23 protein-coding genes and 1 tRNA gene are annotated in these 25,965 nt (G+C 69.2%); 9 read left to right on the forward strand and 15 right to left on the reverse strand.

Annotation, left to right across the window (positions count from 1 at the left end; translation table 11 throughout):
- Positions 1-430 precede the first annotated feature (430 nt).
- From OU415_RS24080 to OU415_RS24095, 4 genes are all read right to left on the reverse strand, one after another.
- Positions 431-1,288 carry a metal ABC transporter permease gene (locus OU415_RS24080; protein ID WP_408641904.1) on the reverse strand — a complete coding sequence of 286 codons (858 nt, stop codon included), beginning with the start codon at positions 1,286-1,288 and terminating at the stop codon, positions 431-433.
- Positions 1,289-1,305: 17 nt separating this feature from the next.
- Positions 1,306-2,151 (reverse strand): metal ABC transporter ATP-binding protein, encoded by an 846-nt coding sequence (locus OU415_RS24085; RefSeq protein WP_270951430.1) that lies wholly within the window; start codon positions 2,149-2,151, stop codon positions 1,306-1,308.
- A 3-nt stretch (positions 2,152-2,154) separates the two neighbouring features.
- Positions 2,155-3,111: a metal ABC transporter solute-binding protein, Zn/Mn family gene (locus OU415_RS24090; RefSeq protein WP_270951432.1), complete on the reverse strand. Its 957-nt coding sequence runs from the start codon at positions 3,109-3,111 to the stop codon at positions 2,155-2,157.
- 210 nt (positions 3,112-3,321) lie between these two features.
- Complete coding sequence (locus OU415_RS24095) at positions 3,322-4,416, reverse strand: ABC transporter ATP-binding protein (RefSeq protein ID WP_270951434.1); 1,095 nt, start codon at positions 4,414-4,416, stop codon at positions 3,322-3,324.
- A 186-nt stretch (positions 4,417-4,602) separates the two neighbouring features.
- Between OU415_RS24095 and OU415_RS24100 the strand changes: the two genes are divergently transcribed.
- Positions 4,603-5,703, forward strand: coding sequence for a LacI family DNA-binding transcriptional regulator (locus OU415_RS24100; protein ID WP_270951436.1), 1,101 nt, complete (start codon positions 4,603-4,605; stop codon positions 5,701-5,703).
- Between the two features lie 351 nt (positions 5,704-6,054).
- On the opposite strand, the gene OU415_RS24105 is transcribed toward OU415_RS24100, so the two are convergent.
- The 8 genes from OU415_RS24105 to OU415_RS24140 form a co-directional block, all read right to left on the reverse strand.
- Positions 6,055-7,725 (reverse strand): polyamine aminopropyltransferase, encoded by a 1,671-nt coding sequence (locus OU415_RS24105; protein ID WP_270951438.1) that lies wholly within the window; start codon positions 7,723-7,725, stop codon positions 6,055-6,057.
- Positions 7,722-8,147 carry a DUF350 domain-containing protein gene (locus tag OU415_RS24110; protein WP_270951439.1) on the reverse strand — a complete coding sequence of 142 codons (426 nt, stop codon included), beginning with the start codon at positions 8,145-8,147 and terminating at the stop codon, positions 7,722-7,724. Before OU415_RS24110 ends, OU415_RS24105 begins: the two co-directional genes overlap by 4 nt.
- Positions 8,148-8,177: 30 nt before the next feature.
- Complete coding sequence (locus tag OU415_RS24115; RefSeq protein ID WP_270951440.1) at positions 8,178-9,206, reverse strand: hypothetical protein; 1,029 nt, start codon at positions 9,204-9,206, stop codon at positions 8,178-8,180.
- A complete protein-coding gene (locus OU415_RS24120) occupies positions 9,203-9,640 on the reverse strand; it encodes a DUF4247 domain-containing protein (RefSeq protein WP_270951441.1) in 438 nt (145 codons plus the stop codon). Before OU415_RS24120 ends, OU415_RS24115 begins: the two co-directional genes overlap by 4 nt.
- Before the next feature lie 2 nt (positions 9,641-9,642).
- The gene (locus OU415_RS24125) at positions 9,643-10,263 is read right to left on the reverse strand and encodes a DUF4178 domain-containing protein (protein ID WP_270951443.1); all 621 of its coding nucleotides are present in this window, start codon (positions 10,261-10,263) and stop codon (positions 9,643-9,645) included.
- A 170-nt stretch (positions 10,264-10,433) separates the two neighbouring features.
- On the reverse strand, positions 10,434-12,983 hold the full coding sequence (otsB, locus tag OU415_RS24130; protein ID WP_270951444.1) for a trehalose-phosphatase: 2,550 nt from the start codon (positions 12,981-12,983) through the stop codon (positions 10,434-10,436).
- Between the two features lie 129 nt (positions 12,984-13,112).
- Positions 13,113-14,552, reverse strand: coding sequence for an alpha,alpha-trehalose-phosphate synthase (UDP-forming) (locus tag OU415_RS24135; protein WP_270951447.1), 1,440 nt, complete (start codon positions 14,550-14,552; stop codon positions 13,113-13,115).
- 135 nt (positions 14,553-14,687) lie between these two features.
- A complete protein-coding gene (locus OU415_RS24140; RefSeq protein WP_270951448.1) occupies positions 14,688-16,130 on the reverse strand; it encodes a threonine/serine exporter family protein in 1,443 nt (480 codons plus the stop codon).
- A gap of 231 nt (positions 16,131-16,361) precedes the next feature.
- On the opposite strand from OU415_RS24140, the gene OU415_RS24145 reads away from it, so the two are divergent.
- A tRNA-Thr gene (locus OU415_RS24145) sits at positions 16,362-16,437 on the forward strand.
- Positions 16,438-16,571: 134 nt separating this feature from the next.
- Here the strand turns inward: OU415_RS24145 and OU415_RS24150 are convergent.
- Positions 16,572-17,630, reverse strand: a complete 1,059-nt coding sequence (locus OU415_RS24150; RefSeq protein WP_408641901.1) for a chitinase — start codon at positions 17,628-17,630, stop codon at positions 16,572-16,574.
- A 242-nt stretch (positions 17,631-17,872) separates the two neighbouring features.
- Between OU415_RS24150 and OU415_RS24155 the strand changes: the two genes are divergently transcribed.
- Positions 17,873-18,328, forward strand: a complete 456-nt coding sequence (locus OU415_RS24155; protein WP_270951451.1) for a GNAT family N-acetyltransferase — start codon at positions 17,873-17,875, stop codon at positions 18,326-18,328.
- Positions 18,329-18,493: 165 nt separating this feature from the next.
- Here OU415_RS24155 and OU415_RS24160 read toward each other — a convergent pair whose 3' ends face one another.
- Entirely contained in the window at positions 18,494-18,883 is a 390-nt protein-coding gene (locus OU415_RS24160; RefSeq protein ID WP_270951452.1) for a hypothetical protein, read from the reverse strand.
- Positions 18,884-19,027: 144 nt separating this feature from the next.
- On the opposite strand from OU415_RS24160, the gene OU415_RS24165 reads away from it, so the two are divergent.
- The gene (locus tag OU415_RS24165; RefSeq protein ID WP_270951453.1) at positions 19,028-19,510 is read left to right on the forward strand and encodes a DUF2127 domain-containing protein; all 483 of its coding nucleotides are present in this window, start codon (positions 19,028-19,030) and stop codon (positions 19,508-19,510) included.
- Between the two features lie 63 nt (positions 19,511-19,573).
- Here the strand turns inward: OU415_RS24165 and OU415_RS24170 are convergent, their stop codons facing one another.
- A complete protein-coding gene (locus OU415_RS24170; RefSeq protein WP_270951454.1) occupies positions 19,574-20,854 on the reverse strand; it encodes a hypothetical protein in 1,281 nt (426 codons plus the stop codon).
- A 266-nt stretch (positions 20,855-21,120) separates the two neighbouring features.
- Here OU415_RS24170 and OU415_RS24175 point away from each other — a divergent pair, with 266 nt between their 5' ends.
- From OU415_RS24175 to thpD, 5 genes are all read left to right on the forward strand, one after another.
- Positions 21,121-21,843 (forward strand): S1 family peptidase, encoded by a 723-nt coding sequence (locus OU415_RS24175; RefSeq protein WP_270951455.1) that lies wholly within the window; start codon positions 21,121-21,123, stop codon positions 21,841-21,843.
- 338 nt (positions 21,844-22,181) lie between these two features.
- Complete coding sequence (gene ectA / locus OU415_RS24180; RefSeq protein WP_408641902.1) at positions 22,182-22,754, forward strand: diaminobutyrate acetyltransferase; 573 nt, start codon at positions 22,182-22,184, stop codon at positions 22,752-22,754.
- A 66-nt stretch (positions 22,755-22,820) separates the two neighbouring features.
- Positions 22,821-24,068 (forward strand): diaminobutyrate--2-oxoglutarate transaminase, encoded by a 1,248-nt coding sequence (gene ectB / locus OU415_RS24185; RefSeq protein ID WP_270951456.1) that lies wholly within the window; start codon positions 22,821-22,823, stop codon positions 24,066-24,068.
- Positions 24,069-24,213: 145 nt separating this feature from the next.
- Complete coding sequence (locus OU415_RS24190) at positions 24,214-24,624, forward strand: ectoine synthase (RefSeq protein WP_270951458.1); 411 nt, start codon at positions 24,214-24,216, stop codon at positions 24,622-24,624.
- A gap of 414 nt (positions 24,625-25,038) precedes the next feature.
- Positions 25,039-25,941: an ectoine hydroxylase gene (thpD, locus tag OU415_RS24195; RefSeq protein WP_270951460.1), complete on the forward strand. Its 903-nt coding sequence runs from the start codon at positions 25,039-25,041 to the stop codon at positions 25,939-25,941.
- Positions 25,942-25,965 lie beyond the last annotated feature (24 nt).

Below are 25,965 nucleotides of genomic sequence, written 5' to 3' on the forward strand. Positions count from 1 at the left end.
TTGGAGCGACAACAAGCACGCGATCGATTGATCGTCCACATGGGACATCGATCAGCAGAGCCGATCAGTTCCACGTTCATGCATCAACTGAGATCGACGTGTCAAGCATCGGCCGAGATCTCACACGAGGAAGGACGTGCACGTTGCCGAATTGCGCCCTACGGGATCAAGGCGCCGCCTTCGGCGGTGCAGCCGGACGTCCTGGCTCGGCGCTTGCGCGTGCGGCCTGGCGGCGGTTCGCGCGCCGGCCACCGCCCGGCCGACGAACGGCAGGCGCAGAATCCATGAAGTTGATCCATGGAAAGAACACTTCATGCCGGGGTTCTGCGCTTTTCTGTTGCACCGCAACAGGTTCGACGTGTCCCAACCGTCCCGAATCGGGAACTGCTCAACGCCACCGAAGGTTACTCGGCAAGGCTCACTCGCCCGGTCAGGTGGTGGCCGGGGTTCGGGTCAGGCGGCTGAGGCGGCGTTTGCCGATGACCCGGCAGGCCAGGTAGATCACGAACGAGATGATCGTGACGAAGGCGCTCACCGGAGCTCCCGGGGCCAGCGACAGGACGATGCCGCCCAGGACTGCGACCTCGGCGAAGACCACGGCCAGCACGGTCGCCTTGAGCGGGCTCGCGGTCACCCGAGCCGCCGCAGCGCCCGGGGTCACCATCAGCGCCAGCACCAACAGCGCACCGACGGTGTGCACGCCGAGCGCGGTCGCCACGCCGACGAGCACCGCGAACAGCGGCGTCAGCACCCGGGCCGGCACCCCGCGCGCAGCCGCGACGTCGGGATCAACGCTGGCGAACAGCAGCGGCCGGTAGACGAAGCCGAACACCACCAGCACGAGCACCGCGCTGGCGGTGAGCAGCAGGACGTCGGTCGAGTCCACCCCGACGATCTGGCCGACGAGCAGGCTGAACTTGTTCGCGGTGCGCTCCGGGTTCAACCACAGCAGCAGCACGCCCACGCCCAGGCCGAACGACAGGATCGCGCCGATCACCGAGTCCCGCTCGGTACCGCGCTGACCCAGCAGGCCCAGCAGCAACGCCGCCACCACAGCCCCGGCCAGCGCGCCGACGCCCACGCTGACGCCGACCAGCAACGCCGCCGCGGCACCGGTGAAGGCCAGCTCAGCGGTGCCGTGCACGGCGAAGGACATCTTCCGCGCCACCACGAGCGGCGCCAGGCACCCCGACACCAGGCCGAGCGCCGCGGCGGCCAGCAGCGCCTGCTGGACGAACGGGTAGCCGAGCAGGTTCACCATCGTGCTGAAGTCGAAGAGCTTGCTCAGCGCCTCGGTCATCGCGTTCACGCCTCGTCAGCCTCTTCCACGTGGCAGTGGTCGTGGTCGTCGGCACCGGCGACCACCAGCCGACCGCCGACGCGGGCGACCTCGATGTCGGTGCGGTACAGCTCGGACAGGGTCGCCGAGTTCATCACCTCGTCCGGGGTGCCGACCCGGAACCGGCCGTCGACCAGGTAGAGCACCCGGTCGACCAGCGGCAGCACCGGGTTGATCTCGTGCGTCACGAACAGCACCGCGGCCCCGGCCCGACGCGCCTGGTCGGCGATCAACCGGCTCACCTTGCGCTGGTGCGCGATGTCCAGCGACAGCAGCGGCTCGTCGCACAGCAGCACCGACGGGTCGCTGACCAGCGCCTGTGCCACCCGCAGCCGCTGCTGCTCACCGCCGGAGAGCAGCCCCAGCGGCATCCGCGCGTACGGCGTCGCCTCGACGGCCTCCAGCGCGGCGGCGACCCGGCGCTTGCGCTCGCGGCGGCTGCCGAACCCGATGCCCCAGTGGTGCCCGTCCAGACCGAACCCGACGAGGTCGCTGCCGCGCACCGTCACGGTGGCTTCCAGCGCCCGCTGCTGCGGGATGTAGCCGATCCGGTTGCTGCCGCGGCGCGCCGGTTCGCCGGCGATCTCCACGCTGCCCGCGCTCAGCGACTGCAGTCCGAGCAGCACCTTGAGCAGGCTGGTCTTGCCGGAACCGTTCGGCCCGAGCACGGCCAGGAACTCGCCGGGAGCGACTTCCAGGTCGAGCCCGGACCACAGGGTCCGGCTGCCGTAGGCGAGCGCAGCGTCCTGCAGCCGCACCGCCGGAGCGGTGGGCGGCGCGATGGCCTGCGCGGTCTCGGGTTTGGCGGTCATGCCTCAGCGATTCTGGTTGAGGGCGCTCTGGAGCGCTGTGATCTGGGCGTCCATCCACTGCACGTAGGTCTTGCCCTCGGGCAGGGTTTCGGTCATCTCCACGACCGGGATCTGGTTCTGCTCGGCGGCGCTGCGCACGTTGCGGGTGACCGGCGATTCAGTCTGCGGGTTGTAGACGACCGCCGCCGCCTGCTTGCCGTTGATCGCGTTCTGGATCTCGGCGACCGCCGCGGCCGACGGGTCGGACTCGGCCTCGATGGCGTTGACGAACGACTGCGGGGTGACGTCGCGCAGCTGGGCGGACTCGATCAGGTAGTGCGCGACCGGCTCGGTGACGATCACCGGCTTGCCGTTGGCGGACTTGGCGATCTCGCCGACCTTGCCCTCCAGCGCTTCGACCTCGGCCTCGAACTGCCCGGCCGCCTGGTGGAACTGCTCGGCCTTGCCGGGCTGGAGCTTGCCGAGCTCGTCGGCGACCTGGTCGGCGACCTGGTGCACGACGTGCAGGTCGTACCAGACGTGCTCGTTCACCGAGTGGTCGTGACCAGCGTGTCCGTGGTCGTGACCGGCGTGCTCGCCCTCGGGGTGCTCACCCTCGTCCGCGACGGCTTGCACGGTGGGCTTCTGGCCGTTGCTGCGGAGGATCTCCTCGATGAACGAGTCGTAGCCGCCGCCGTTGAACACCACCAGGTGCGCGTCGGTGACCTTCGCGGCGTCCTGCGGGGTGCTCTCGTACGAGTGCGGGTCGGCGTTGGGGTCGCTGACGATCGACTCGACCTCGACGGCGTCGCCGCCGACGGCCTGCGCGACGCTGCCCCAGACGCTGGTGGAGGCGACGACCTTGATCTTGTCGTCCGGTCCGGGTGCGGTCGGTCCCCCGGTTCCGCAGGCTGTCAGTGCGAGGGCGGCAGCGGCCAGTCCGGCCACGGCGGTGGACGCAGAGCGACTGCGAGAGGTCATCGACCGCACTCCTAGGTGATCAGTTTTGCGCAGCAGGCTGACGACTTACTGCGAACGGTAACGGAAACCGTTGTCAACTACAGTCTAAGCACGTCGACTTGCAACACTCCACCGAGTGGGTTATTCCCCACCTCAAGAGCCGCCCCGAGACGCGAAGACGCCCCCACCAGGAGGCGGGGGCGTCAGCCGTCGGGGTGCGCGCTCGGCGTGTCAGGCGGCCAGGCGGGCTCCGGTCTCCGGGTGGAACAGGTGCACCTCGCTGTGGTCGCGCAGGGACACCTTGACCTGCTGCCCCAACGCCGGCGGCGTCCGGCCGTCGGCCCGGACCACGAAACGCTCCTGCGAGCCGCCGATGTCCATGGCGCCGTGGATCAGCGCGTCCGCACCCAGCTCCTCAACGAGCTCGACGGTCATGGCCAGCCCGTCGTCCTCGCTGGAGACCAGCGACAACGCCTCCGGCCGCACACCGAAGGTCACCTTCTCCAGACCATCCGCGGCGGCCAGCGCCTGGCGCGAAAGCGGAATGGTGGTGCCGTCCAGCACCGCCCCCTCGCCGGTCAGCGGCACCGTCTTGAGGTTCATCGCGGGCGATCCGATGAACCCGGCCACGAACGCGTTCGCCGGGTTCTCGTACAGCTCCCGCGGGCTGGCGCACTGCTGCAGCACGCCGTCCTTGAGCACCGCGACCCGGTGCCCCATCGTCATCGCCTCGACCTGGTCGTGGGTGACGTAGATGGTGGTGGTGCCCAGCCGCTTCTGCAGCGCGGCGATGTTCGCGCGGGTCTCCACCCGCAGCTTGGCGTCGAGGTTCGACAGCGGCTCGTCCATCAGGAACACGCTGGGCTCGCGGACGATCGCGCGCCCCATCGCGACCCGCTGCCGCTGACCACCGGAGAGCGCCTTGGGCTTGCGGTCCAGGTACTTCTCCAGGTCCAGCATCCGCGCCGCTTCGGTGACCTTGTCCTTGATGACGTCCTTGGGCGTCTTGCGGAGCTTGAGCGCGAAGCCCATGTTCTCGGCCACGGTCATGTGCGGGTACAGCGCGTAGGACTGGAACACCATCGCGATGTCCCGGTTCTTCGGCGGGGTGTGCGTGACGTCGCTGCCGCCGATGGTGATGCCGCCCTCGTCGACGTCCTCCAGGCCGGCGAGCATCCGCAACGCCGTCGACTTGCCCGAACCGGACGGTCCGACCAGCACCAGGAACTCGCCGTCGGCGATGTCCAGCTCCAGCTGGTCGACGGCCCTGACCGGCGGATTCCCCTGGTACACGCGAGACGCGTTGACGTATGCAACCTCAGCCATATGTGACGCACCTTTCACTGAACCGGTCCCGAAACCGTAACCGGTCCCACACGAAAGGTCATCCCCTCGAATGAACCAACTCTCTGCGTGATCACTCTGCGTCGCTCCGTGTTCGCGGCTCGAACATGAGTGGGATCTGCATCATGCTCACTTCACCGAGGGGTACTGAACCGTTACGGTTCCTCCATGGCGCGGTCAACGAATGCCCGGCGGCCTGCGACGCTCGCCTCGCTCGCTGCAGAACTCGGGGTCTCCAGGACCACGGTTTCGAATGCGTACAACCGTCCTGACCAGCTCTCACCCGAGCTGCGCAAGCGGGTGCTCGAGACGGCTCGCCGCCTCGGCTACCCCGGTCCGGACCCGGTTGCGCGTTCCCTGCGCACCCGGAAGGCGGGTGCGGTCGGCTTGCTGCTCACCGAGAACCTCTCCTACGCGTTCCGCGATCCGGGCGCCGTCGGCTTCCTCGAAGGGCTGGCGCTGGCCTGCGAGGACGCCGGACAGGGCCTGACCCTCATCCCGGCAAGCCCCGAGCGCGAGGACGTCGCAGCGGTGCACCGCGCCGGCGTGGACGGCTTCGTCGTCTACTCCGTTCCCGAGGACGACCCGCACCTGGCGGCCGTTCTCGAGCGCCCGGTGCCGGTGGTGGTCTGCGACCAGCCCCGGCTGGACAACGTCGACTGGGTCGGCCCGGACGACCGCAAGGCCATCAAGAGCGTCGCCGACCACCTGATCGGGCTCGGCCACCGCCGCATCGGCGTGCTCTGCATGCGCCTGGCGCGCGGCCGCAACGACGGCCCCGCGTCCGTGCAGCGGCAGGCCAACGCCAGCTTCCACGTGCAGAAGGCCCGGCTGACCGCGCTGGCGGAAGCCTTCAGCGAAGCAGGCGTCGACTGGACGACGGTCCCGGTCGTGGAGCGCTTCGACCACACCACGGCGTCCGGCGCGTCGGCGGCGGCCCAGCTGCTGGAGATCGACCCGGACATCACCGCGATCGTGTGCACCTCGGACATACTGGCCCTCGGCGCGCTCAGCGAGGCCCGCAACCGCGGCCTGCGGGTTCCGGAGGACCTGACGATCACCGGTTTCGACGGCATCCCGGACGCCGAGCGGGCGGGCCTGACGACGGTGCGCCAGCCGTGGCTGGAGAAGGGCCGCGCAGCGGGTCGCCTGCTGCTGGAGACCAGCGAGCCGGGCCGTCCCCGCCACATCCAGCTGGAGACCCAGCTGATCACCGGCAGCACCTCGGCCCCACCCCGCTCCGCAGAAGAGCGCTGGTTCGGCCCGTAACACCCGCAGTTTCAATGAGGCTTTTCCATCCTCGTCCTGCGTAGCGGTGCAAGTGGCGGAACCTCAGCGCCCGCCTGGACTCCGGGTGCCCGACTTTATGTATGCCAATACACGGCAGTCGGGCCGTCCTCGCCAGGCGAACGCTGAGAACCCGCGGCGGCGCAAGCGCCGAGGGTGGGCTATGCGCCTGCGGCGCATGCGACTCTTGCCGCGCGGTGCCGGACGTGCCTCGCGGTCGCAGCCCGGACAGGATGAAAAAGGCTCGATTGAAACTGCGGATCCCGTGCCCGGGTTTTGCAGTTTCAATTGAAACTGTGTTCAGTCGCGGCTGAAACCTGCGGGCGGTCCGGGTCAGTAGTTCTCCCACTCGCCTTGGGCGTGCTGGAGGATCGTCGGGTGCATCAGGGTCGACGGCTCCATGCCGGGGATCCGGGTCCGGTCCGGCGGGAACGTCGCCGCCGCGCGCAGGGTCGGCTCGTCCAGGGAACGCAGGGGCGGGGCGTCCTGCGGCAGGCGGAGTTCCGGCGCCCCCGGCGAGGCCAAGGGGCTCCGCACCGCCTGGGGATCCGCAAATTCCATTGAACTTCGAGGTTCGATTTCCATTGAATTTGCGTCCCCCGGTGCCGCTGAGGCGAGGTGGAAGCCCCATTCGCCGAAGCTCGGGACCGTCACCGAGTACGGGACGGTGCGGAGGTCGGCCGCGCGCATGGACGACTCGATGCACCAGAAGGCGTTGGGCGCGAAGAACGGCGAGCCCGCTTGGACCACGACGCGCGCGTCGTCGGCCATCGCGTGGCGGACCAGGCCGTAGAACTCCGTCGAGTACAGCTTCGCGGTGGCCGTGGAGTCCGCGTCGGGCATGTCGACCAGCACCACGTCGAAGCGGTCGCGGTTCTCGCGCAGCCAGGTGAAGGCGTCCTCCGAGACCGTGCGGACCCGCGGGTCGTCGAAGGCGTGTCCGTTCAAAGTGGACACTTGCGGATCGGTGCGGGCCAGCTCCAGGACGGCCGGGTCGAGCTCCACCAGCGTGGCCTCGCGGACGTCCGGGTAGCGCAGGACCTCCCGCAGCACCAAGCCGTCCCCGCCGCCCAGCACCAGGACGCGACCCCGAGGTCCCGCCATCGCCGGGTGCACCATCGCCTCGTGGTACCGGTACTCGTCCATCGAGCTGAACTGCAGATCGCCGTTGAGGTACATCCGGGTGTCGTGGGTTCCGTTGAACGACACCGATTCGGTGAGCACGACCTCCTGGTACGGCGTGCGCTCGGCGTGCACCACCGGATCCGCGTACAGCGCCTGCCGCGCGGTCACCTCGAAGTCGTCGGCGAACACGTACGCGCCCACCAGAACCCCGCCGACCAGCACAGACGTCCCGGTCAGCAGCAGCACCGCCCGCTTGGACAGCTCGCTGCGGAACACCGTGAGCACCAGCGCGATACCGGCCGCGGCGTTGACCATGCCGACCACCAGCGCGCCCTGGACCTGGCCGAACAGCGGCAGCAGCAGGAACGGGAACGCCAGCCCGCCGACCAGACCACCGACGTAGTCGGCGGCGAACAGGTCCGCGACCGCGGAACCGGCGTCCTGGCGCCGAATCCGCTGCAGCAGCACCATCAGCAGCGGGATCTCCGCCCCGATGAGCACGCCCAGCACCAGCGCGGTCGTGATCAGCGCGGGTGTGTAGAGGCTCAGCCACGCGAAGGCCGCGTAGAGCAGCAGCACGCTGAGCCCGCCCAGCAGCGCTAGAAGCAGCTCGATGGCTGCAAACGCCTCAGCCGCCCAGCGTTGCAACGGTTTCGCCGCCAGCGCGCCGACGCCCATCGCGAAGACCATCAGCGACAGCACGATCGACGCCTGCCCGACGGTGTCGCCGATCAGGTAGCTGCCCAGCGCGACCAGCGCGAGCTCGTAGACCAGACCGCAGGCGGCGCAGACGAACACCGCCACCAGCACAGCGGTCCGGGCGAGCCGACCGCGCGGCCTGCTGGGGGCGACGTCCGGTTCGACGGCGGTCTCGGTCACCAGATCGCCGCGGCGATGATCACCGCGATCACCAGGTGCGCGCCCGCCGACACCCAGGTGGCCGGGTGCAGGTCCGGGGTGGACAGCTCGTCGCCGAGCTTGCCCGGGGTGATGGCGTCGATCAGCAGGAACGACAGGCTCATCAGGACCAGCCCGAGCAGGCCGTAGGCGAGGGTGCCGACGAGCCCGGCGACCAGGTCGTCGGAGCTGGCCGCGATCGCCGTGGTCAGGATGACCCCGACGCCGAGCAGTCCGGAGACCAGCAGCAGCGCCGCGTTGGGGTTGCGCCGCACCCAGATCAGGTCGCGCAGCTTGCCCGGCGTGGCCAGGTCGACGAGCACGTAGCCGAGCGCCATCATCGCCACGCCGATCACGCCGTAGGCGACGGCGGCGAGCATGCCGTGGAGCAATTGCTGGAGCAAGGTGGGGTCCTTCTCGTGTCGTGAGCGGGGTCAGCGGCCGGGACCGGGCGGGCCCGGAGGTCGCGGCGGCCACGGCGGTTGCGGCCCGCCCTGCAGCGGCGGGAAGCCCTGACCGGGCGGCGGATTCGGGCCGGGCGGCTGCCCGGGGAACGGACCATGCTGCTGTGGCGGTGGGCCCTGCGGCGGTGGCCCCTGCTGCGGCGGGCCCTGCTGCGGCCACGGCGGCGGTCCGGGCGGCGCGGCCACGTGCTGGACGACCGGCGGAGGACTCACCGGCGGCCCCGACGGCCCCGAACCCGACGAGGTTCCGTCCGATGTGGACTTCTGCTTCGCACGACCGATGAGGCCGAGCACCAGCCCCAGCACGGCGACGAACCCGAGCGCGCCGAGCGCCACCCAGACCATCACGCTCGAACCCGAGCCGTCGCCCGGCGGCAGCGGCGCGGTCGAAGCGTCACCCGCCGGTTCCTCGTCCGGCACCTGCGGCGCCTGCAGCGCACCGCTCTCCACCAGCAGCAGCGGAAGTCCCAGCGCCGCCTGCCCGGTGACCGACACCGGCTCCTCGGCCAGCGAGTCCGCGGTCACGCCCATGTTCACGAATTCCGTCGTGGTCGGCGCCTGCCGCAGGTCGTCCGAGGTGACCACCTCGACGGCCGCGGCGTCCGGGTCGTCCTCTGTGGACCCGAGCGCGACGACGACCTGGACCTCGGCCCAGCGCGGGCAGCTGTCGGCCGGGACGTTCGGGCCCCGGCTGGAGCCCTGGTCGAACTGCTCGGTCGATCCGTCCACGAGCTTCCAGCCGAAGCAGACCCCGTGCAGCTTCTCGGCCTCCGCCAAGCCCTTCGAGAGCTGCTCCGCGTCGGCGGGCGAGAACCGCGCGATCGGCGGCCCGGAGTAGCTGCCGGAGCTGGAGTAGACCTCGGTGTCCTCGGAGGTGAAGGTGGTCTGCGGCGACCCGCCGGAACTGGTCGCCGCGCTGATGATGCCCACCAGCGCGAAGAAGCCGATCCCGCCCGCGACGACGCCCAGGTGGCGCTTGGGTTTGGCGAGGGCGCTCATTTGCCCGCTCCTGGGCCGCGACCGCGGAAGCTCTCACCGCGCGGGCTGCTCCAGCCCCAGACGCCGCCGACGTGCGAGTGGTAGCGGTTGTACGCGTGGCGGGCGTCCATCACGTGGATGACCGATCCCCGCTGGTACGGCTTGATCACCACGGCGTCGCTGGAATACCGCAGGTAGATGCCGGAGGAGTCGGTGTACTGCGACTGCGGGCGCCACTTCTGGCTGATCTCGAACGCGACGACGCTCGGCGCCTTCGGGCTGGTGTAGGCGCGGTTGTCGGAGTCACCGCTCAGGTCGAGGTTCGCCGCGCGGGTGTAGGTGTTCGCGACGTAGCCGCGCGGGCCGGTGCCGGTGGAGAACACCGTCACCAGGCCGATGATCAGCGCGAGCACCGCCGCGACGCCGGCCAGCGCGAACCAGAACTTCGGCTTCACGGTCAGCTCGCAGTGGGGTAGATGAGCACGTCGTAGCGGCTGAGCGCCTCGCCCGTGCTGGCTTCCCAGTCGGCGTCGCCGTAGGCCTCGAAGCCCAGCAGCGCGCCGTCGGACGATTCGTAGTCGTGGTAGCGGACGGTTCCGCGCTCGGCGAGCCCGGTGGTGGCCTCGCTGCGGAACTCGGCGCTGCCGGACTCCTCGGAGTGGTAGGTGCGCCCGCCGAAGGAGACGGTCTTCGGGCCCGGCTCGCCGGCGTCGGCCACCGGCGTCCACAGCGAGAGGATCAGGTCCGGGTCCTCCTCGACGGCCAGCCACACCTGGGTGCCCTTGGAGTCGTCGAGCAGGTGCTCCGACCAGGTCCAACCGCCTTCGGACAGCCGCAGGCTGCCGCGCACGGTGAACGACTGGCCGCGCACTTCGACGATGTCGCCGGCCTTCAGCGCGCGCGGGTCGCCGCGCAGCGAGTCCTGGTCGCCGGTGTTGAAGGGATCGGTGGGGCGTTCCGGTTCCGGCGGCTGCGCTGCCGCGCGCTTGGCGCGGATCCCCATGATCACGGCGATCACCGCGACGACGATCAGCACGACCACGAGAATGATCAACGCTGTGACCAGCCCGTTGTTCACCCGTCCACCCCTCACCTGTGCGCGAGCTCCGGCACAGAGGGTATTCGTACACCGCCAACCGGATGACCCGATTCACCCAAATCGTGATCCGGGTCCCGACGAGAAACCCGTGAGCACTTTGGGCTGCCATGGCAACCCAAAGTGCTCACGGGTGGTGAACTGCGGAAACGTCAGGCGGACAGCAGCTGGGCGCAGCGGATCAGGCCCAGGTGCGAGTAGGCCTGCGGGTGGTTGCCCAGGGAGCGCTCCGCGATCGGGTCGTACTCCTCGGACAGCAGGCCCGTCGGACCCGCCGTGTCCACGATCTGCTGGAACAGCTCCTCCGCCTCGGTGCGGCGGCCGATCAGCAGGTACGCCTCGATCAGCCACGCCGCGCAGAGGTGGAACCCGCCCTCGTCACCGGGCAGACCGTCGTCGCGCCGGTACCGGTACACGGTGGACCCGCTGCGCAGCTCCGCCTCGATCGCGGTGACGGTGGCCTGGAACCGCTCGTCGGCCGGGTCGATCAGCCCGGACAGGCCGACGTGCAGCGACGCCGCGTCCAGGTCCGAGCCCTCGTAGGCGGTGGTGAACGCCTGCACGTCCGGGTGCCAGCCGTTCTTCACCACGTCCTGCCCGATCTGGTCGCGCAGCGGCCCCCACGACGGGTCGGCCTCGCGGCCGTAGGCCTCGGCCAGCTTGACCGCGCGGTCCAGCGTCACCCAGCACATGACCTTGGAGTACACGTGGTGCCGCGGCACGTCGCGCTCCTCCCAGATGCCGTGGTCCGGTTCGAACCAGCGCTGCGAGACCGCCGTCGCCATCGCGGTGACCAGTTCCCAGTCGACGTCGCGGATCCGGCCGGTGGCCTGCGCCAGGTGCGCGATCAGCTCCACCACCGGGCCGAACACGTCGAGCTGGACCTGCTGGTCGGCGAGGTTGCCGACGCGGACCGGCCGGGATCCGGCGTAGCCGGGCAGGCTGTCGATCACTGCCTCCGGGCCGAGCCCGGTGCCCTGCAGCGTGTACAGCGGGTGCAGCCGCTCCGGGCCGGGCAGCGTCTCGAGCACGCGGTGCAGCCAGTCCAGGAACGCCTCGGCCTCGTCGGTGGAGCCGAGCGTCACCAGCGCCTGCGCGGTCATCGCGCCGTCGCGCAGCCAGCAGTACCGGTAGTCCCAGTTGCGCACGCCGCCGATCTCCTCGGGCAGCGAGGTGGTGGCGGCGGCCATGATCCCGCCGGTGTCGGTGTTGCACAGGCCGCGCAGGGTCAGCGCCGAGCGGGCGACCAGGTCGCGCTCCACCTCGGGCAGCGACAGCGTCTTCATCCACTCCGACCAGTACCGGTCGGCCTCGTCGCGGCGCTCCACCTCCGCCTGCGCCGGGGACAGGTCGTCCGCACCGCAGCGCAGCTCCAGCACGACCGGGTCGCCGTCGGTCAGCTCCAGCACCGCGTGCGCCGACTCGTGCATGCCGTCGGAGGTGATCTCCCACTGCACGCCCGGCGAGTACAGCACCATCGGCTCCGCCGTGCCCTGCACCCGCAGGCCACCGGCTTCAGCGGTCAGCCGCACCGGCACCTGCCCGAACTCGGGGCGCGGCGCGAACTCGACGTCGGCCGTGGTGCTGCCGCTGATCACGCGGATCAGGTCGGTGCGGTGGCTGTCGGTGCCGTGCGCCAGGTAGTCCGTGACCAGCAGCCGCGACCAGCGCGTTTCCACGGTCATCGTGTTCGGCACGTAGCGCTGGCCCAGCGGCAGCGGGCTGCGCTGGGTGCCGTTGCCGCCGTGCGGGCGGACGCTGAAGTGGCCCGCGCCGGAGCCGCCCAGCAGGTCGGCGAACACCGCCGCCGAGTCCGGACCGGGGTGGCACATCCAGGTCAGCCGCGCTTCCGGGGTGAGCAGGGCGACGGTGCGCTCGTTGGACAGCATCGTCAGCCGCTCGATCGGCGGGGCCTGCTCGCCGTAGAGCCAGGTCCGGCGCTCCTCCATCAGGAACGCCAGCACCGTCGCGACGTCGGCGGCGTCGCCGACCCGGTAGCGGCCCAGGGTGTCCCCGGCCCCGACCTTGATCCCCAGGTCGGGGCCGTGCAGGCGGGCGAAGGCCTTCTCGTCGGTGACGTCGTCGCCGAGGAAGATCGCGGCGGTCGCACCGACCTGGTGGCGCAGGGTATCCAGGGCATTGCCCTTGTCGGTCTGCACCACCGCGAGCTCGATGACCTCCTTGCCCTCGGTCACCTCCACGCCGTCCCACTGGGCGGGGCCGGTGCGCACGGTCTCCAGCACCTCGCTGGCGACGTCGGGCTCGGCGCGGCGGACGTGCACCGCGACGCTGGCCGGCTTGGCCTCCAGCGTCACGCCTTCCTTGCCGCGCACGATGTCCTGCAGACCGATCTGCAGCTCGGTGCGCAGCTGGGTGGCTTCGGGTTGGAGCTCGTGCACGAACCCGACGTCGAACTCGGATCCGTGGCTGCCGACCAGGTAGACCTCGGCGGGCAGGCGGGACAGGGTCGCCAGGTCGCGCAGCGCGCGCCCGGAGATCACGGCGGTGGTGGTGGCGGGCAGCGCGGCCAACGAGCGAAGGGCGTGCACCGACTCCGGCAGCGGTTTGGCCTGGCTGGGGTCCGCCACGATGGGCGCCAAGGTGCCGTCGTAGTCGCTGGCGACCAGAAGTCGGGGTGTCCGCGCGAGCTGCACGATCTCGCGGCGCAGCTCCGCAGGCAGGGCTTCGGCGGTCAACGCCATACTCCTCATCAAGGGGGCGTGGTCAAGTCCGTGTTGATCGATCCGGATCCGGTCATCGTTGGTGACCGGCCGGTTCCAACCAGTATTGCTGACGCTTGGCTGTCCGTGTTGCGGACCAGTTGCTCGCAGCTATTCCGCGAGGGGCGTGCCCAGAGCTTCGAGGAACGACCGCGCCCAGCGGTCGACATCGTGCGTGAGCACTTGCCTACGCAGTGCGCGCATCCTACGGCGTCCCTCGGCCTCGTCGATGTCGAGGGCGGCCAGCAGCGCGTCCTTCACACCGTCGAGGTTGTGCGGGTTGACCAGGAAGGAACTCGTCAGCTCGGCGGCGGCCCCGGCGAACTCGCTGAGCACCAGCGCCCCGCCCAGGTCGTGGCGGCAGGCGACGTACTCCTTGCAGACCAGGTTCATGCCGTCGCGGACCGGCGTCACCACCATGACGTCGGCGGCGCAGTAGAAGGAGACCAGGTCCTTGCGGTCCACCGAGGTGTGCAGGTAGTGCACCGCGGGGTGGCCGACGCGGCCGAACTCGCCGTTGATCCGGCCGACCTCGCGCTCGATGTCCTCGCGCATCTGCTTGTAGTGCTCGACGCGTTCCCGGCTGGGCGTGGCGATCTGGATCATCGTCACGTCCTCGGCCTTGACCTTCCCCTCGGCCAGCAGCTCGTGGAAGGCGTGCAGCCGGACGTCGATGCCCTTGGTGTAGTCGAGCCGGTCGACGCCGAGCAGGATCTTGCGCGGGTTGCCGAGCTCGGCGCGCAGCGACTTGACCCGCTGCTGGATCTCCTTGGTGCGCGCCAACCGGTCCAGTTCGGCGGAGGCGATGGAGATCGGGAACGCGCCGACCCGCACCGTCCGGTCGCCGACCTGCACCACGCCCGGCCGCGAGCGCACGCCGACCTGGCCGCGGCTGGGTTCGAACCCGGCCAGCCGGCGGGCCAGCCACAGGAAGTTCTGCGCCCCGCCCGGGCGGTGGAAGCCGACCAGGTCGGCGCCCAGCAGTCCGCGCACTATTTCGGTGCGCCACGGCAGCTGCATGAACAGCTCGACCGGTGGGAACGGGATGTGCAGGAAGAACCCGATGCGCAGGTCGGGGCGCAGTTCCCGCAGCATCGCGGGCACCAGCTGCAGCTGGTAGTCCTGCACCCACACCGTCGCGCCCTCGGCGCTGACCTCCGCGGCGGCTTCGGCGAAGCGCCGGTTGACCCGCTGGTAGGCGTGCCACCAGGAGCGGTCGAACACCGGCGGCACCACCACGTCGTGGTAGAGCGGCCACAGCGTGGCGTTCGAGAACCCCTCGTAGTACTCGGCGAACTCGGCGGCCGACAGCCGCACCGGGTGCAGCTGCAGACCGTCGTCGGCGAACGGTTCGACGTCGATGTCGGCCACCCCGGGCCAGCCGACCCACGCGCCGCGCCGGGCGCGCAGGAACGGCTCCAGTGCGGTGACGAGGCCGCCGGGGCTGTGCTTCCAGCGCTCGGTGCCGTCGTCGAGGCGCTCCAGATCGACCGGCAGCCGGTTGGCGACCACGACGAAATCCGCTCGGTTGGGCTTGCTGCCCTTGTCCACCGGTGTTCCTCCCGCCGTGTCAACGACCTGTCGCGAGGCTAGCCAATCCAGCCCGCTGCGGCGTGCTGCGCGCGGGTCAACCGGCGCAGCACCCGCCACAACCCTTCCGAACGGCGAAGATCGCGCCGGAGGGGGTCAATCCAACCGCCTCTTGGCGGGGCGCAGCGGCCCGGACAGCCGAGGTCCGGAGAAGCGGCGTTCCAACCTACCGAGCCGGGTGCGCACGGGCTGGGCGAGGTATTCGCCGAGCACCACGCCCGCACCGAGCGCGAGACCGGTCGCGACGGCCAGCATCAGCGTCGTCGCGCCGCTGGTGCTGCCGAGCACGGACAGCTCGTACAGGCCGCGGTAGGTCGCCAGACCGGGCAGCAGCGGTGCGACGCCGGAAACCGCGATCACCAGGGACGGGATCCGCAGGCGGCGCGCGATGATCCCGCCGACGAAACCGACGAGGGTGGTCGCCACCGCCCCGGCCAGCACGGTGTGCACCGCGGCCAACGTCAGCACCGCGTGCATCCCGGCCGCGACCGCACCGCCGATCCCGGCCACCAGCAGCGGCCGCGGCGGCGCGTAGCTGGCCAGCGCGAAGCACGCCGAGGTGGAGGCACCGGCGAGGACCTGCAGGGACAGCGACAGCGCGGGAGCGAGCACTTGAGCGCGCCCGACGTCGGTGGCGTTGATCCCGGCGACGGTGTCGCCGCCGATGCGCACGCCGATGTAGAGCGACAGCACCACACCGGCGATCAGTCCCGCCGACATCAGCGCGAGTTCGGCCATCCGGCCCGCGGCGGTGACGTTGTAGCCGGTGATGGCGTCCTGCATCGAGCCGACCACGGTCATCCCGGACAGCAGCACGATGATGCTCGCGGCCACCGCCAGCTGCGGGTTGTCGAGCCAGCCGATCGCGTAGAAGGTGATCGCGATGCTGGTGGCGACGGCCCCGCCGACGGCTTGCTGGAAGAAGAACGGCAGGGCGCGCTTGTTCAGCAACCGCCCGATGCGGTCGACCAGCGCGGTCGCGGCGGCTGCGGTGATCGGCAGCATGACGCCGCCGCCACCGCCGCCGAGCAGCACGGCCAGCGAGGCCGCCATGCCCGCCCAAGCCACGGTCGCGACCCATCGGGGGAACGGGTGCGAGGCGGTGGTGATCCGGTCGAGCTCGGCGTAGGCGTCGGCGGCGGAGAGCTCGTTGGCGATGATCCGCCGCAACAGCGCTTCGACGTCGGAGAGGCGGGTGTAGTCGATCGAGCGGTTGCGGACCACGCGCAGCGAGGTGATCGGCGCGTGTTCGGTACCGCGGTAGCAGGAGACGGTGATCGACGTGTAGATCACGTCGACCTCGCAGTGCGGCAGACCGTAGGCGTTGACGACGGCGATGATCGTGGCGGTGACGTCGGAGGCGCCGGCGCCGCTGGCCATCTGGACCTCACCGATGCGCAGGCCGAGGTCCAGCACGAGGTGGACGGTTGATTCGTCGGGCAGGGCAGGCCCGTAGACGACGTTGCGAGCCCCCGGCGGGATGGTGGCCTCCGGGTCGCGCCGCCGCAGCACACCCCGGGCGCGCTGCGTGATTCCCAATGCTGCTCTTCCCTCCTGCCGCCCGGCTTTGCGGGCGGATCGCCGTGCCGGATCTTCCCCTCGGGCATCGCCTGTCATGAGCCGACCGTTGCACCTAGATTCCGTGGCGTCCATCACTATCGCGCCGCTCGCCTGCCAGCGGCGGAGAACATCCTCCGCCCGCAGTGCCCCAGCCGCTTCCCAAGCGACGGCCACCGATGCTTACGATGTCCCCGCACGAACGAAGTGCGCGCCGCTGTAGCTCAGCTGGTAGAGCGCCCGCCTTGTAAGCGGACGGTCAGGGGTTCGAGTCCCCTCAGCGGCTCCAAAACTACCAGCGGAAACGGGTCTGCCCGTCCCCCGACCAGGCGCGATCCGTCTCACTTTCCGCGACCGACGAGCACGGCGAGACGCCCCGCCCGGGAGGTTCCGGGCGGGGCGTTTTCGCGGTGCGGTGGTCCGTCAGCGGCCTTGGAGGGATTTGGCGTTGTCCCCGAAGGTCCAGTTCTTCGAGCCGTCCCAGTTGAGGGACCAGGTCATCAGGCCCTTCAGGTTTCCGCCGTGGTGGTTCCACGCCTGGGCGACCAGGTCCGGGGACATGTAGCCGCCGCCCGCGCCCGGTTGGGCCGGGAGGCCTGGGGCCTGCTTGTCGTACGGGACCTTGATTTCCGTGCCCTGGACGACGAGACCGTTGTTCAGGCAGTCGGTTTGGGTCGTGAAGCCTTCGACCGTGCCCGCTTCGTAGGAGTCGCCGGCGCAGCCGTACATGCTTCCGTTGTAGTACTGCATGTTCAGCCACCAGAGGCGGCCGTTGTCCGCGTACTTCTTCACGATCGGCAGGTAGGCGCCCCAGATCGAGCCGTACTGCACGCTGCCGCCGGTCACGTAGGCCGTTTCCGGGGCCATCGTCAGGCCGAAGCCGTCGGGCATCTGGGCCAGCACGCCGTCGATGATGCGGATCAGGTTGGCCTGCGACGGCGACAGCTCGTTGATGTTCCCGCTGCTACTCAGGCCGGTCTCGATGTCGATGTCGATGCCGTCGAAGTTGTACTCCTTGAGGATCGGCACCACGGTTTCGACGAACCGGTCGGCGACCGCGCTGGAGGACAGGTCGATGCCCGCCGTCGCGCCGCCGATCGACATCAGGATGGTCATCCCGTCCGCTTTCGCCTGGCACATCTCCTCCGGCGTGGCCACCTTGACGGTGCTGTCCATGCCGTCCTCCCACAGCACGGTGCCGTCGGACTGGATGACCGGGAACGCCGCGTTGAGCACGTTGTAGCCGTGCTCGCGGATCGCCGGATCAGTGATCGGCGTCCAGCCGAACGGCGGGTGCACGCCGTTCACCGCGCCGTCCCAGTTTTCCCAATAACCCTGCAGGACTTTTCCTTCCGGTTTCGGCTTCACCGGACAGCTGGCGGGCGCTTGCGGCGCGGAATCCGGCACTTCCGCCGAGGCCGGAAGCACCGGAAGCACAGCGGTGAAAGCCACCGCCGCACCAGCTCCGACCAGTCGTTTCATCCGACCGAGCATGCGTGGACTCCCCTCCGACCGGACCAGTTCCGAAATTGGTCCTGAATCGAATTCAATCGGCGAATTCCAATGAACAACCTTTATGTCAAGGCACGGAAGGGAAAACAAGATCGCCGCCGGATTGGTATTTACCAATTATTTCTCCGGGCCTCGAAACAGGACCGTCACGCCGAAGTTCCACCGGCGAAACCCGGCTCCCGGACGATGCGGGCGACGAGAGGAGCGGTGCAGTGAAGATCGTCGTCGACGACCTGTCCGGACCGGAGATCGCCGAGTTCCTCACCGCCCACGTCGACCAGCTGCGGGCGATCTCCCCACCCGAGAGCACGCACGTGCTCGACCTCGACGAGCTGCGCCGACCCGAGGTCACCATCTGGTCAATGCGCGAGACCGGCGACGTGATCGGCTGCGCAGCGCTCAAGGAACTGGACGCCGACCACGCGGAGCTGAAGTCGATGCGCATCGCGCCGACCCACCAGAACCGCGGCCTGGCGTCCCGACTGCTCGCCCACATCACGGCATCGGCGCAGCAGCGCGGATTCTCCCGGCTGAGCCTGGAAACCGGCTCCTCCGACTTCTTCGAACCAGCCCGCCGCCTCTACGCCAAGCACGGGTTCACCCCCTGCGAACCCTTCGCGAACTACCAACCGGACCCCAACAGCACCTTCCTGACGAAGGCGCTGTGATCACCAGGCTCAGGCGAATCCGTTCACTCGGTGGCCTTGGGATGCGCATTGCCCGCCAGCACGATCCACACGGTGCGTGGTCATACGGCTGGCGTCACGTTCGCCAAGCCGTGGTCGGTGGCGTCCGCGGTCAAGCGGGCATGCAGCTCCGGATCTGCATAAATCTCAGCAGTGTGCCGCCACGCGGCGATCACGCCGACCACCTGGAGCTGGGTTGCCGACCGAATCAGCCGCGCGGAGCGTTCTCACCAGCTCGACAACGAAGGCCCGCACATCTTCTGCTGGCAGGAACCTAACCCATGGGAAGGCTTCCGGGACGACGTTGACCAGCAGCGACAAAGCGGCACCGTCGCGGTGCACCATGGCGGCGAAGATTCGCGTGGCCGCCGAGACGACCTCGACTTCCTGCTCGGCCCTCGTGGCCTTGGTGAGCACGAGGTCATCGGAGTCGCGACGGCGCAGCCGCAGCTCGCGGGCTGACGCGAGTCGCGCAACTGTGGCCTTCGGGTGATTGATGAGCGCCGAGAACGGAGTCTCCGCCGCACTGCTCCACATACTTTGAAACTACCCCGAAAGGCCGCGTGGGCAATCGCAATTGGATCGCCCCGCTGCCTCAGCGCGGACGGTTGGCATGGACACGGAACGGTCTGGACCTGCTGGCGTTCGGCTGATCTGGATCAGGGCGCGCATGATGGGGCTGTGCCCGAGCAGAAGACGTTGACCGACAAGCTCTTCCTGGTCGCCATCCTGATCAAGGGGCTGGATGGCGCGGTTCAGCTGATCGGCGGGATCGTGCTGATCTTCGTGCAGCCGGAGACGCTCACCCGCCTGGCGCACGCGGTCGTCACGCGCGACCTGGTCGGACCGCCCGCGGGGCCGCTGGCCGGGCACTTCGAGGAGGCGATCCAGCACTTCGCCAACGGCAACCGCACGTTCGTGATCGCCTACCTGGTGCTGCACGGCGTGATCAAGCTGGGCCTGGTGATCGCCCTGATCCGCAAGGTCCTGCCGATGTACCCGGTGGCCGCGGCGGCGCTGGGCCTGTTCGTCCTCTTCGAGATCCTCCGAGCGGTGCAGACCCGTTCGATCGTGCTCCCGCTGCTCGCCGCGCTGGACGTGGCGATCATCGTCCTGGTCATCAAGGAGTACCTGGAACTGCGCCGCCAGCAGCGCGACCAGTGATCGTTTCCCCAGAACCAACCGTCGCCCGACACGCCGGAGCATGTCGGGCGACGGAGCTCGGAGTCAGGCGCGCTTGCGCAGCACCAGGAGGAGCAGGGCGCCGGCGGCCGCCAAGGCGCCTCCGGCCAAGCTCAGCGGGCCGGTCGGCACGCCACCCGTCTTGGCCAGGTGCTCGACGCCGCCTGATGGCCTACCACCGGACGGATCACCACCGGGCCAACCACCACCCGCAGTCGGCTCGTGGGACCAGCCCCCGCCTCCCCCGGGCGGCTTGTGGCAGGTCGGCTCGGGCGGTTCCGGGCACGGCCGGTGCTCGCACGTCGGCGGCGGTTCCGGGCACGTCGACGTTCCAGTCGCGGTCGGTTCCGGCGGGCCGGTCGTCGGTTCAGTCGTAGTGGGCTCGGTCGTCGAGGTCGGCGACTCCGACGTGGTCGGCTCCGTCGTCGAAGTCGTCGGTTCCGACGTGGTCGGCGGCTCGGTGGTCGTGGTGTGCACGTCCGGAGGCTCCGGGGTTTCCGTCGTGGGCGGCTCCGGAGTCGGAAGTTCCGTCGTGGTCGTCGGTTCCGATGGCTCAGTCGTCGTCGGCTCCGTCGTCGACGTCGGCGGGGTCTCGGCTTCGCACTCCACGCGGACGTCACCGGCCGTCACGTCCATCAGCTCACCGTCGAAGACTGTCGCGCCCGAGGCGTCGTGCATGACCGCGTGCACCTGCACCCGGATGGCCGCGTGCGCGCCGTGGGCGTAGGTCTCCTCGATCCGGGTCACGTCAACCGCCAGCGTCACGGCACCGATGCCGGACAGCCCCATCCGCGCGCCGGTGGTCTGCACCGTGGAGGTTCCGGCGGGCAGCGGCCGGGTCACGTCGTCGAACAGGTAGATCGTGTTCGAGTCGGTCGCCGCGTACGCCTCCTCCTGGTTGGCCAGCGGCGGCTGCGTGCAGCGGGCCCAGGTGTGCAGCGCACCGAAGCTGAGCAGGTTCGGGCCACCGCTGGTCGCGGAGATGCCGAAACTGCTCCACGCGGCGCTGGCCTCGCGCGATCCGGTGCTGTCCGAGGCCCGCGCAGTCGAAGTACCGGGCGGCGGGGGGCCGCCGTACCAGCCGTTGACGTGGCTGCGCACGCCCTCGGGGTCGCTCTGGTCCCAGGAGACGAGTCGGTCGCCGGGGCCGGTGGCCGCCGAACCGAGCTCGCCGCTGAACCCACCGACGCCCGCCTCCGGAACCGCGGTGACGTTCAGCTGCAGCAACGAGCTCTCGGCCACCGCCTGCTGAGCGGTCGCGGCCGGTGCCGCTGCCACGGCCACCGCGGCGACCGCCGCCAAGATCGAATGTGCGGCTCTGATCACACGCGGGAGCGTAGGTGTCCTCTTAGGACTCCGCCAGGCAGCGATCTCGGCACGCCTGGATGACTCGCCACCGACTCCGATTACGGAGAGCGGGAAATCCGGGAATTCTCGGCGCTTTCCCGGAACCGCACCATGATCATTTTTGATCGGTTCGCCGTTAATTTGGCGAGTTGTCTCCAACAAATGGACACAATCACTCGAACGAGTGAAGAGTGCATTTCGGTTCGAAAACCAGCTGCGTTCCTCGCGAACCGAAGGAGATCAGCGTGTCGCTCGCCCGAAACCTCGCAGGCGTCGCCGGGGCCGTGCTGGCCGCCGCGGCGTTCACCGCCCCGGCCCAGGCCGCCGAGTCCACCCCCTCGGACGTCCAGCCCAACATCATCGACGGCCGGGAGGTCGACAGCGCGCCGTGGGCCGCCCGGCTGTTCGCCGACGGCCAGGAGAACTGCACCGCCACCATCATCGCGCCGGAGTGGGTCCTCACCGCGCAGCACTGCGTCGCCGGCGGCGGCCAGCTGAGCTTCAACATCGGCGACGTCGACCAGACCAAGGGCGAGCACGCCGAGGCCAAGCCGGGCGGCGTGGTCATCCACGAGACCGCCGACCTCGCCCTGGTCAACATCGACCACGCCGTGCAGACCGAGTACTCGCCGCTGGGCTCGACCGGCGACGTCCAGAACGGCCAGACGGTGCAGACCTACGGCTGGGGCGCCACCTGCACCGACAAGCCCGAGATCGAGTGCCAGTCGCAGATCCTCAAGGTGGCCGACGTCAACGTGACCGACATCGCCTGCAGCGACTACCGCGGCGGCACCGCGGTGTGCGCGAGCCGCGGCGACGGGATCCCGGCCGGCGGCGACTCCGGCGGCCCGATGTTCGCCGGGAACGTGCAGGTCGGCGTGGCCTCCACCAGCGACCGGCAGACCACCACGGCCTACACCAACATCACCGAGTACCGGGACTGGATCAAGTCCGTGGCGGGCGTGTAGTCCGACTCACCCCTCGGCGGTCCGCTCGGGTGCGCACCAGCACCCGAGCGGACCGCTCGCGTTTGGATTTCACCCGATCCGAGCAGTTTTTTCGGCTATCGAAAATCATCTTCGCGAGACGCGCGGAACAGTCGGCGAATTCAACGTTTTCGCAGGTCAGCCCGTCAAGGAAAGAATGATCGACAATACTCATCAGCGCGCGACTAACACCACGCCGGAGCGCAAATCAACGTTTCTGTAGTGCTCATCACGTGTAAAATTGCGTCTCGCCTGGTAGACGACTGGTTATCGCGTCGTGAGCCTGACGCGTTACGGATGTTCTGTTAAGTTGGCGAAGCATGACCGGCGACAAACCGAGCCATAACAACGACGAACGAAATGGCGGAAGCGGTTCAGCCGGACGGTTGGAGATCGACGCTCCGGTCGTCGCGGACGGCCCTGAGCTCTACCGGATCACCCGTGATTCGGCGGTGCTCGACGTGAACTCGTCCTACGCATATCTGTTGTGGTGCCGGGACTTCGCGCAGACCTCAGCGGTGGCGCGCATCGACGGTGCGGTCGTGGGATTCGTGACCGGGTACATCCGGCCCGACGCCCCGGACACCCTCGTGGTGTGGCAGATCGCCGTCGATGCCTCCCAGCGCGGTGGTGGCGTGGCAGGACGGCTCCTCGGCCACCTGGTGGACCGAGTGCAGCCGCGCGGCATCCGCTACCTGGAGACGACGATCACCGCGGACAACGAAGCCTCGATCAAGCTGTTCACCGCGCTGGCGCGCAACCGCGCGACGGAGATCGAGCGCAGCGAGTTGTTCACCGCCGACCTGTTCCCGGATGCGCACCTGGGGGAGGACCTGTACCGCATCGGGCCGTTCGCGGCGGCCCCCGCCACAACGGCCGCAACCGACCGCTGAACGCACGAAATCTTGCCTGTTGCCGAGGCGCGCCAGGAGTGCGCAGCCCGGCACGAACGGAGGATCGTGAACGACATCTTCGCAACCCTGGAATCCGAAGTACGCAGCTACTGCCGAACGTGGCCGACCGTGTTCGACCGCGCGTCCGGCAGCTACCTCTACGACCAGGACGGCACCGCCTACCTGGACTTCTTCGCCGGCGCCGGTGCTCTCAACTACGGGCACAACAACCCGGTGCTGAAACGCAAACTCCTCGAGTACATCGAGCGGGACGGCGTCACCCACGGCCTGGACCAGTCCACCGTGGCCAAGGGCGAGTTCCTGAAGTCCTTCCAGAAGAACGTCCTCGAGCGCCGCGGGCTGAACTACAAGGTCCAGTTCCCCGGCCCGACCGGCACCAACTCGGTCGAGTCGGCGCTGAAGCTGGTCCGCAAGATCACCGGCCGCGAGTCGATCATCAGCTTCACCAACGCCTTCCACGGCATGACGCTGGGTTCGCTGTCGGTCACCGGCAACTCGATGAAGCGCGGCGGCGCGGGCATCCCGCTGGTGCACGCCACGCCGATGCCCTACGACGACTACTTCGACGGCCAGGTCCCCGACTTCCTGTACTTCGAGAAGATGCTCGAGGACAGCGGCAGCGGTCTGAACGAGCCGGCCGCGGTGATCGTCGAGACGCTGCAGGGCGAGGGCGGCATCAACTCGTCCCGGCCGGAGTGGCTGCGCGGGCTCTACGACCTGTGCCAGAAGCACGGCATGCTGATGATCGTCGACGACGTGCAGATGGGCTGCGGCCGCACCGGCCCGTTCTTCAGCTTCGAAGAGGCCGGCATCCAGCCCGACATCGTCTGCCTGTCGAAGTCCATCGGCGGCTACGGCCTGCCGCTGGCGCTGACGCTGATCAAGCCGGAGCACGACGTGTGGGAGCCGGGCGAGCACAACGGCACCTTCCGCGGCAACAACCCGGCGTTCGTCACCGCCACCGAGGCGCTGGAGCAGTACTGGTCCGACGACGCGCTGGAGAAGTCGACGATCGCCAAGGGCGAGCGGATCGGTGCGGTGCTCGACGAGATCGTCGCCGAGCACGGTGGTGCGATCGCCAAGGGCCGCGGCCTGGCGCGCGGCATCGGCTTCGACGACCTCAACGTGGCGGGCAAGGTCTCCAAGGCCGCGTTCGACCGCAAACTGCTGGTGGAGACCTCCGGTCCGTCCAGCGAGGTCCTCAAGCTCATGCCGCCGCTGACCATCTCGGACGACGAGCTCGAGAAGGGCCTGCAGATCATCCGCGACTCGGTCCGCTCCGTGCTCGCCTGATCGAATCCGCTGACGGCGCCCGCAGGTTCTCACCGGTGCTCCGCGCGCCTGGCTGTCCATCGAGGACAGTTCTGAGAACCTGCGTGCGCCAGTCGCGAGGCGCCCGCGCGGCGCGCGAACCGAACTGAAACAACTTGGAGGAAACGTGATCGTCCGGCACCTGTCGGAAATCGAGGACACCGACGCCGACATCAAGTCGGAGAACTGGCGCAGCAAGCGGATCATCCTGGCCAAGGACAAGCTGGGCTTCTCGGTGCACGAGACCACGCTCTACGCGGGCACGGTCAACGACTTCTGGTACGCCAACCACATCGAGGCCGTGTTCATCACCCAGGGTGAGGGCGAGGTCGAGAACAAGGCGACCGGCGAGGTCCACCAGCTCAAGCCGGGTTCGATCTACGTGCTCAACAACGCCGACAAGCACCAGGTCCGGCCGCGCACCGAGATGAAGACCGTCTGCGTCTTCAACCCGCCGGTGACCGGCCGCGAAATCCACGACGAGAACGGCGTGTACCCGCTGATCGTCGAGGACGACGAGGCCGCTGCGGCCAACTGACGGCCTGACGGCTTTTCTTCTTCGCCCGTGGCGGGTAACCGAGGTGTCGGTTACCCGCCACGCGCGCAAGGGCCTGTATCGAACTCGCCCTGCGTATCGGTGCGGGTGGCGGAACCTCAGCGCCCGCTTGGACTCCGGGTGCCCGACTTGATGTATGCCAATACACGGCAGCCGGGCCGTCCTCGCCAGGCGAACCCTGAGAACCCGCGGCGGCGCAAGCTGCGAGGGTGGGCTATGCGCCTGCGGCGCATCAAAACAAAAGATCGAAGAACAACAAGGTCTCCCCCGCGCGGACGACGTGGGGGGTTGCGGGCGCACCGCGCGTGTGCCGCTTCTAACCGAGGAACCGAGAAATGGCGGCGGTGCCGACGGCATCAGCCGCTCCGGCGGGAATTCGCGAAGGAGGCGCAAACCATGACCGTCGCTGATCTCAGCATCCAGGACCGCTACCCGACGCGGGTGGGCACTTCGCCCGCACCGATCGATCGGGTCGACCCCACCGTGTGGCCAGGGGTGGACGCGGGCCCGGCCAGCCCGGAGGAACTCCGGGCGCACGAGATCAAGGGCTTCCACGTCGTGGAGGGGATGCTGTCCCCGGCCGAGGTGCAGACCTACTGGCAGGAGCTGGAACGGCTCACCAGCGACCCTCGGGTGCGGGCCGACGAGCGCACCATCGTCGAGCGGTCGTCCGACGAGGTCCGCTCGATCTTCGAAGTGCACCGGATGAGCGAGCTGATCGCCGAGCTGGCCCGCGATCCGCGGGTGCTCGACCGGGCGCGGCAGATCCTCGGCTCGGACGTGTACGTGCACCAGAGCCGGATCAACTACATGCCGGGTTACCGCGGCACCGGTTTCTACTGGCACTCCGATTTCGAGACCTGGCACGCCGAGGACGGCCTGCCCGCGATGCGCGCGGTGAGCATCTCGATCGCCCTGACGGACAACTACCCGTTCAACGGCGGCCTGATGATCATGCCGGGGTCGCACCGGACCTTCGTCCCCTGCGCGGGCGAAACACCGGAGGACAACTACAAGTCGTCCCTCAAGGAGCAGCGGGTCGGGGTCCCGGCCGAGGACGACATCACGCAGCTGGCCTACGAGCACGGGGTCGAGCAGTTCACCGGGCCGGCGGGCTCGGCGCTGTGGTTCGACTCGAACTGCATGCACGCGTCCAGCAACAACATCACGCCGTACCCCCGCTCGAACATCTTCCTGGTGTTCAACAGCGTGGAGAACGCGCCGGCCGACCCGTTCGCGGCACCGGAACCGCGCCCGTCCTTCATCGCGTCCCGCGACCACGCTCCGCTGACCCGCTAAAACCCGGTCGTGGGTGCGGCTACC

The sequence above is a fragment of the Saccharopolyspora oryzae genome (assembly GCF_027853915.1).
GTDB lineage: Bacteria > Actinomycetota > Actinomycetes > Mycobacteriales > Pseudonocardiaceae > Saccharopolyspora > Saccharopolyspora oryzae.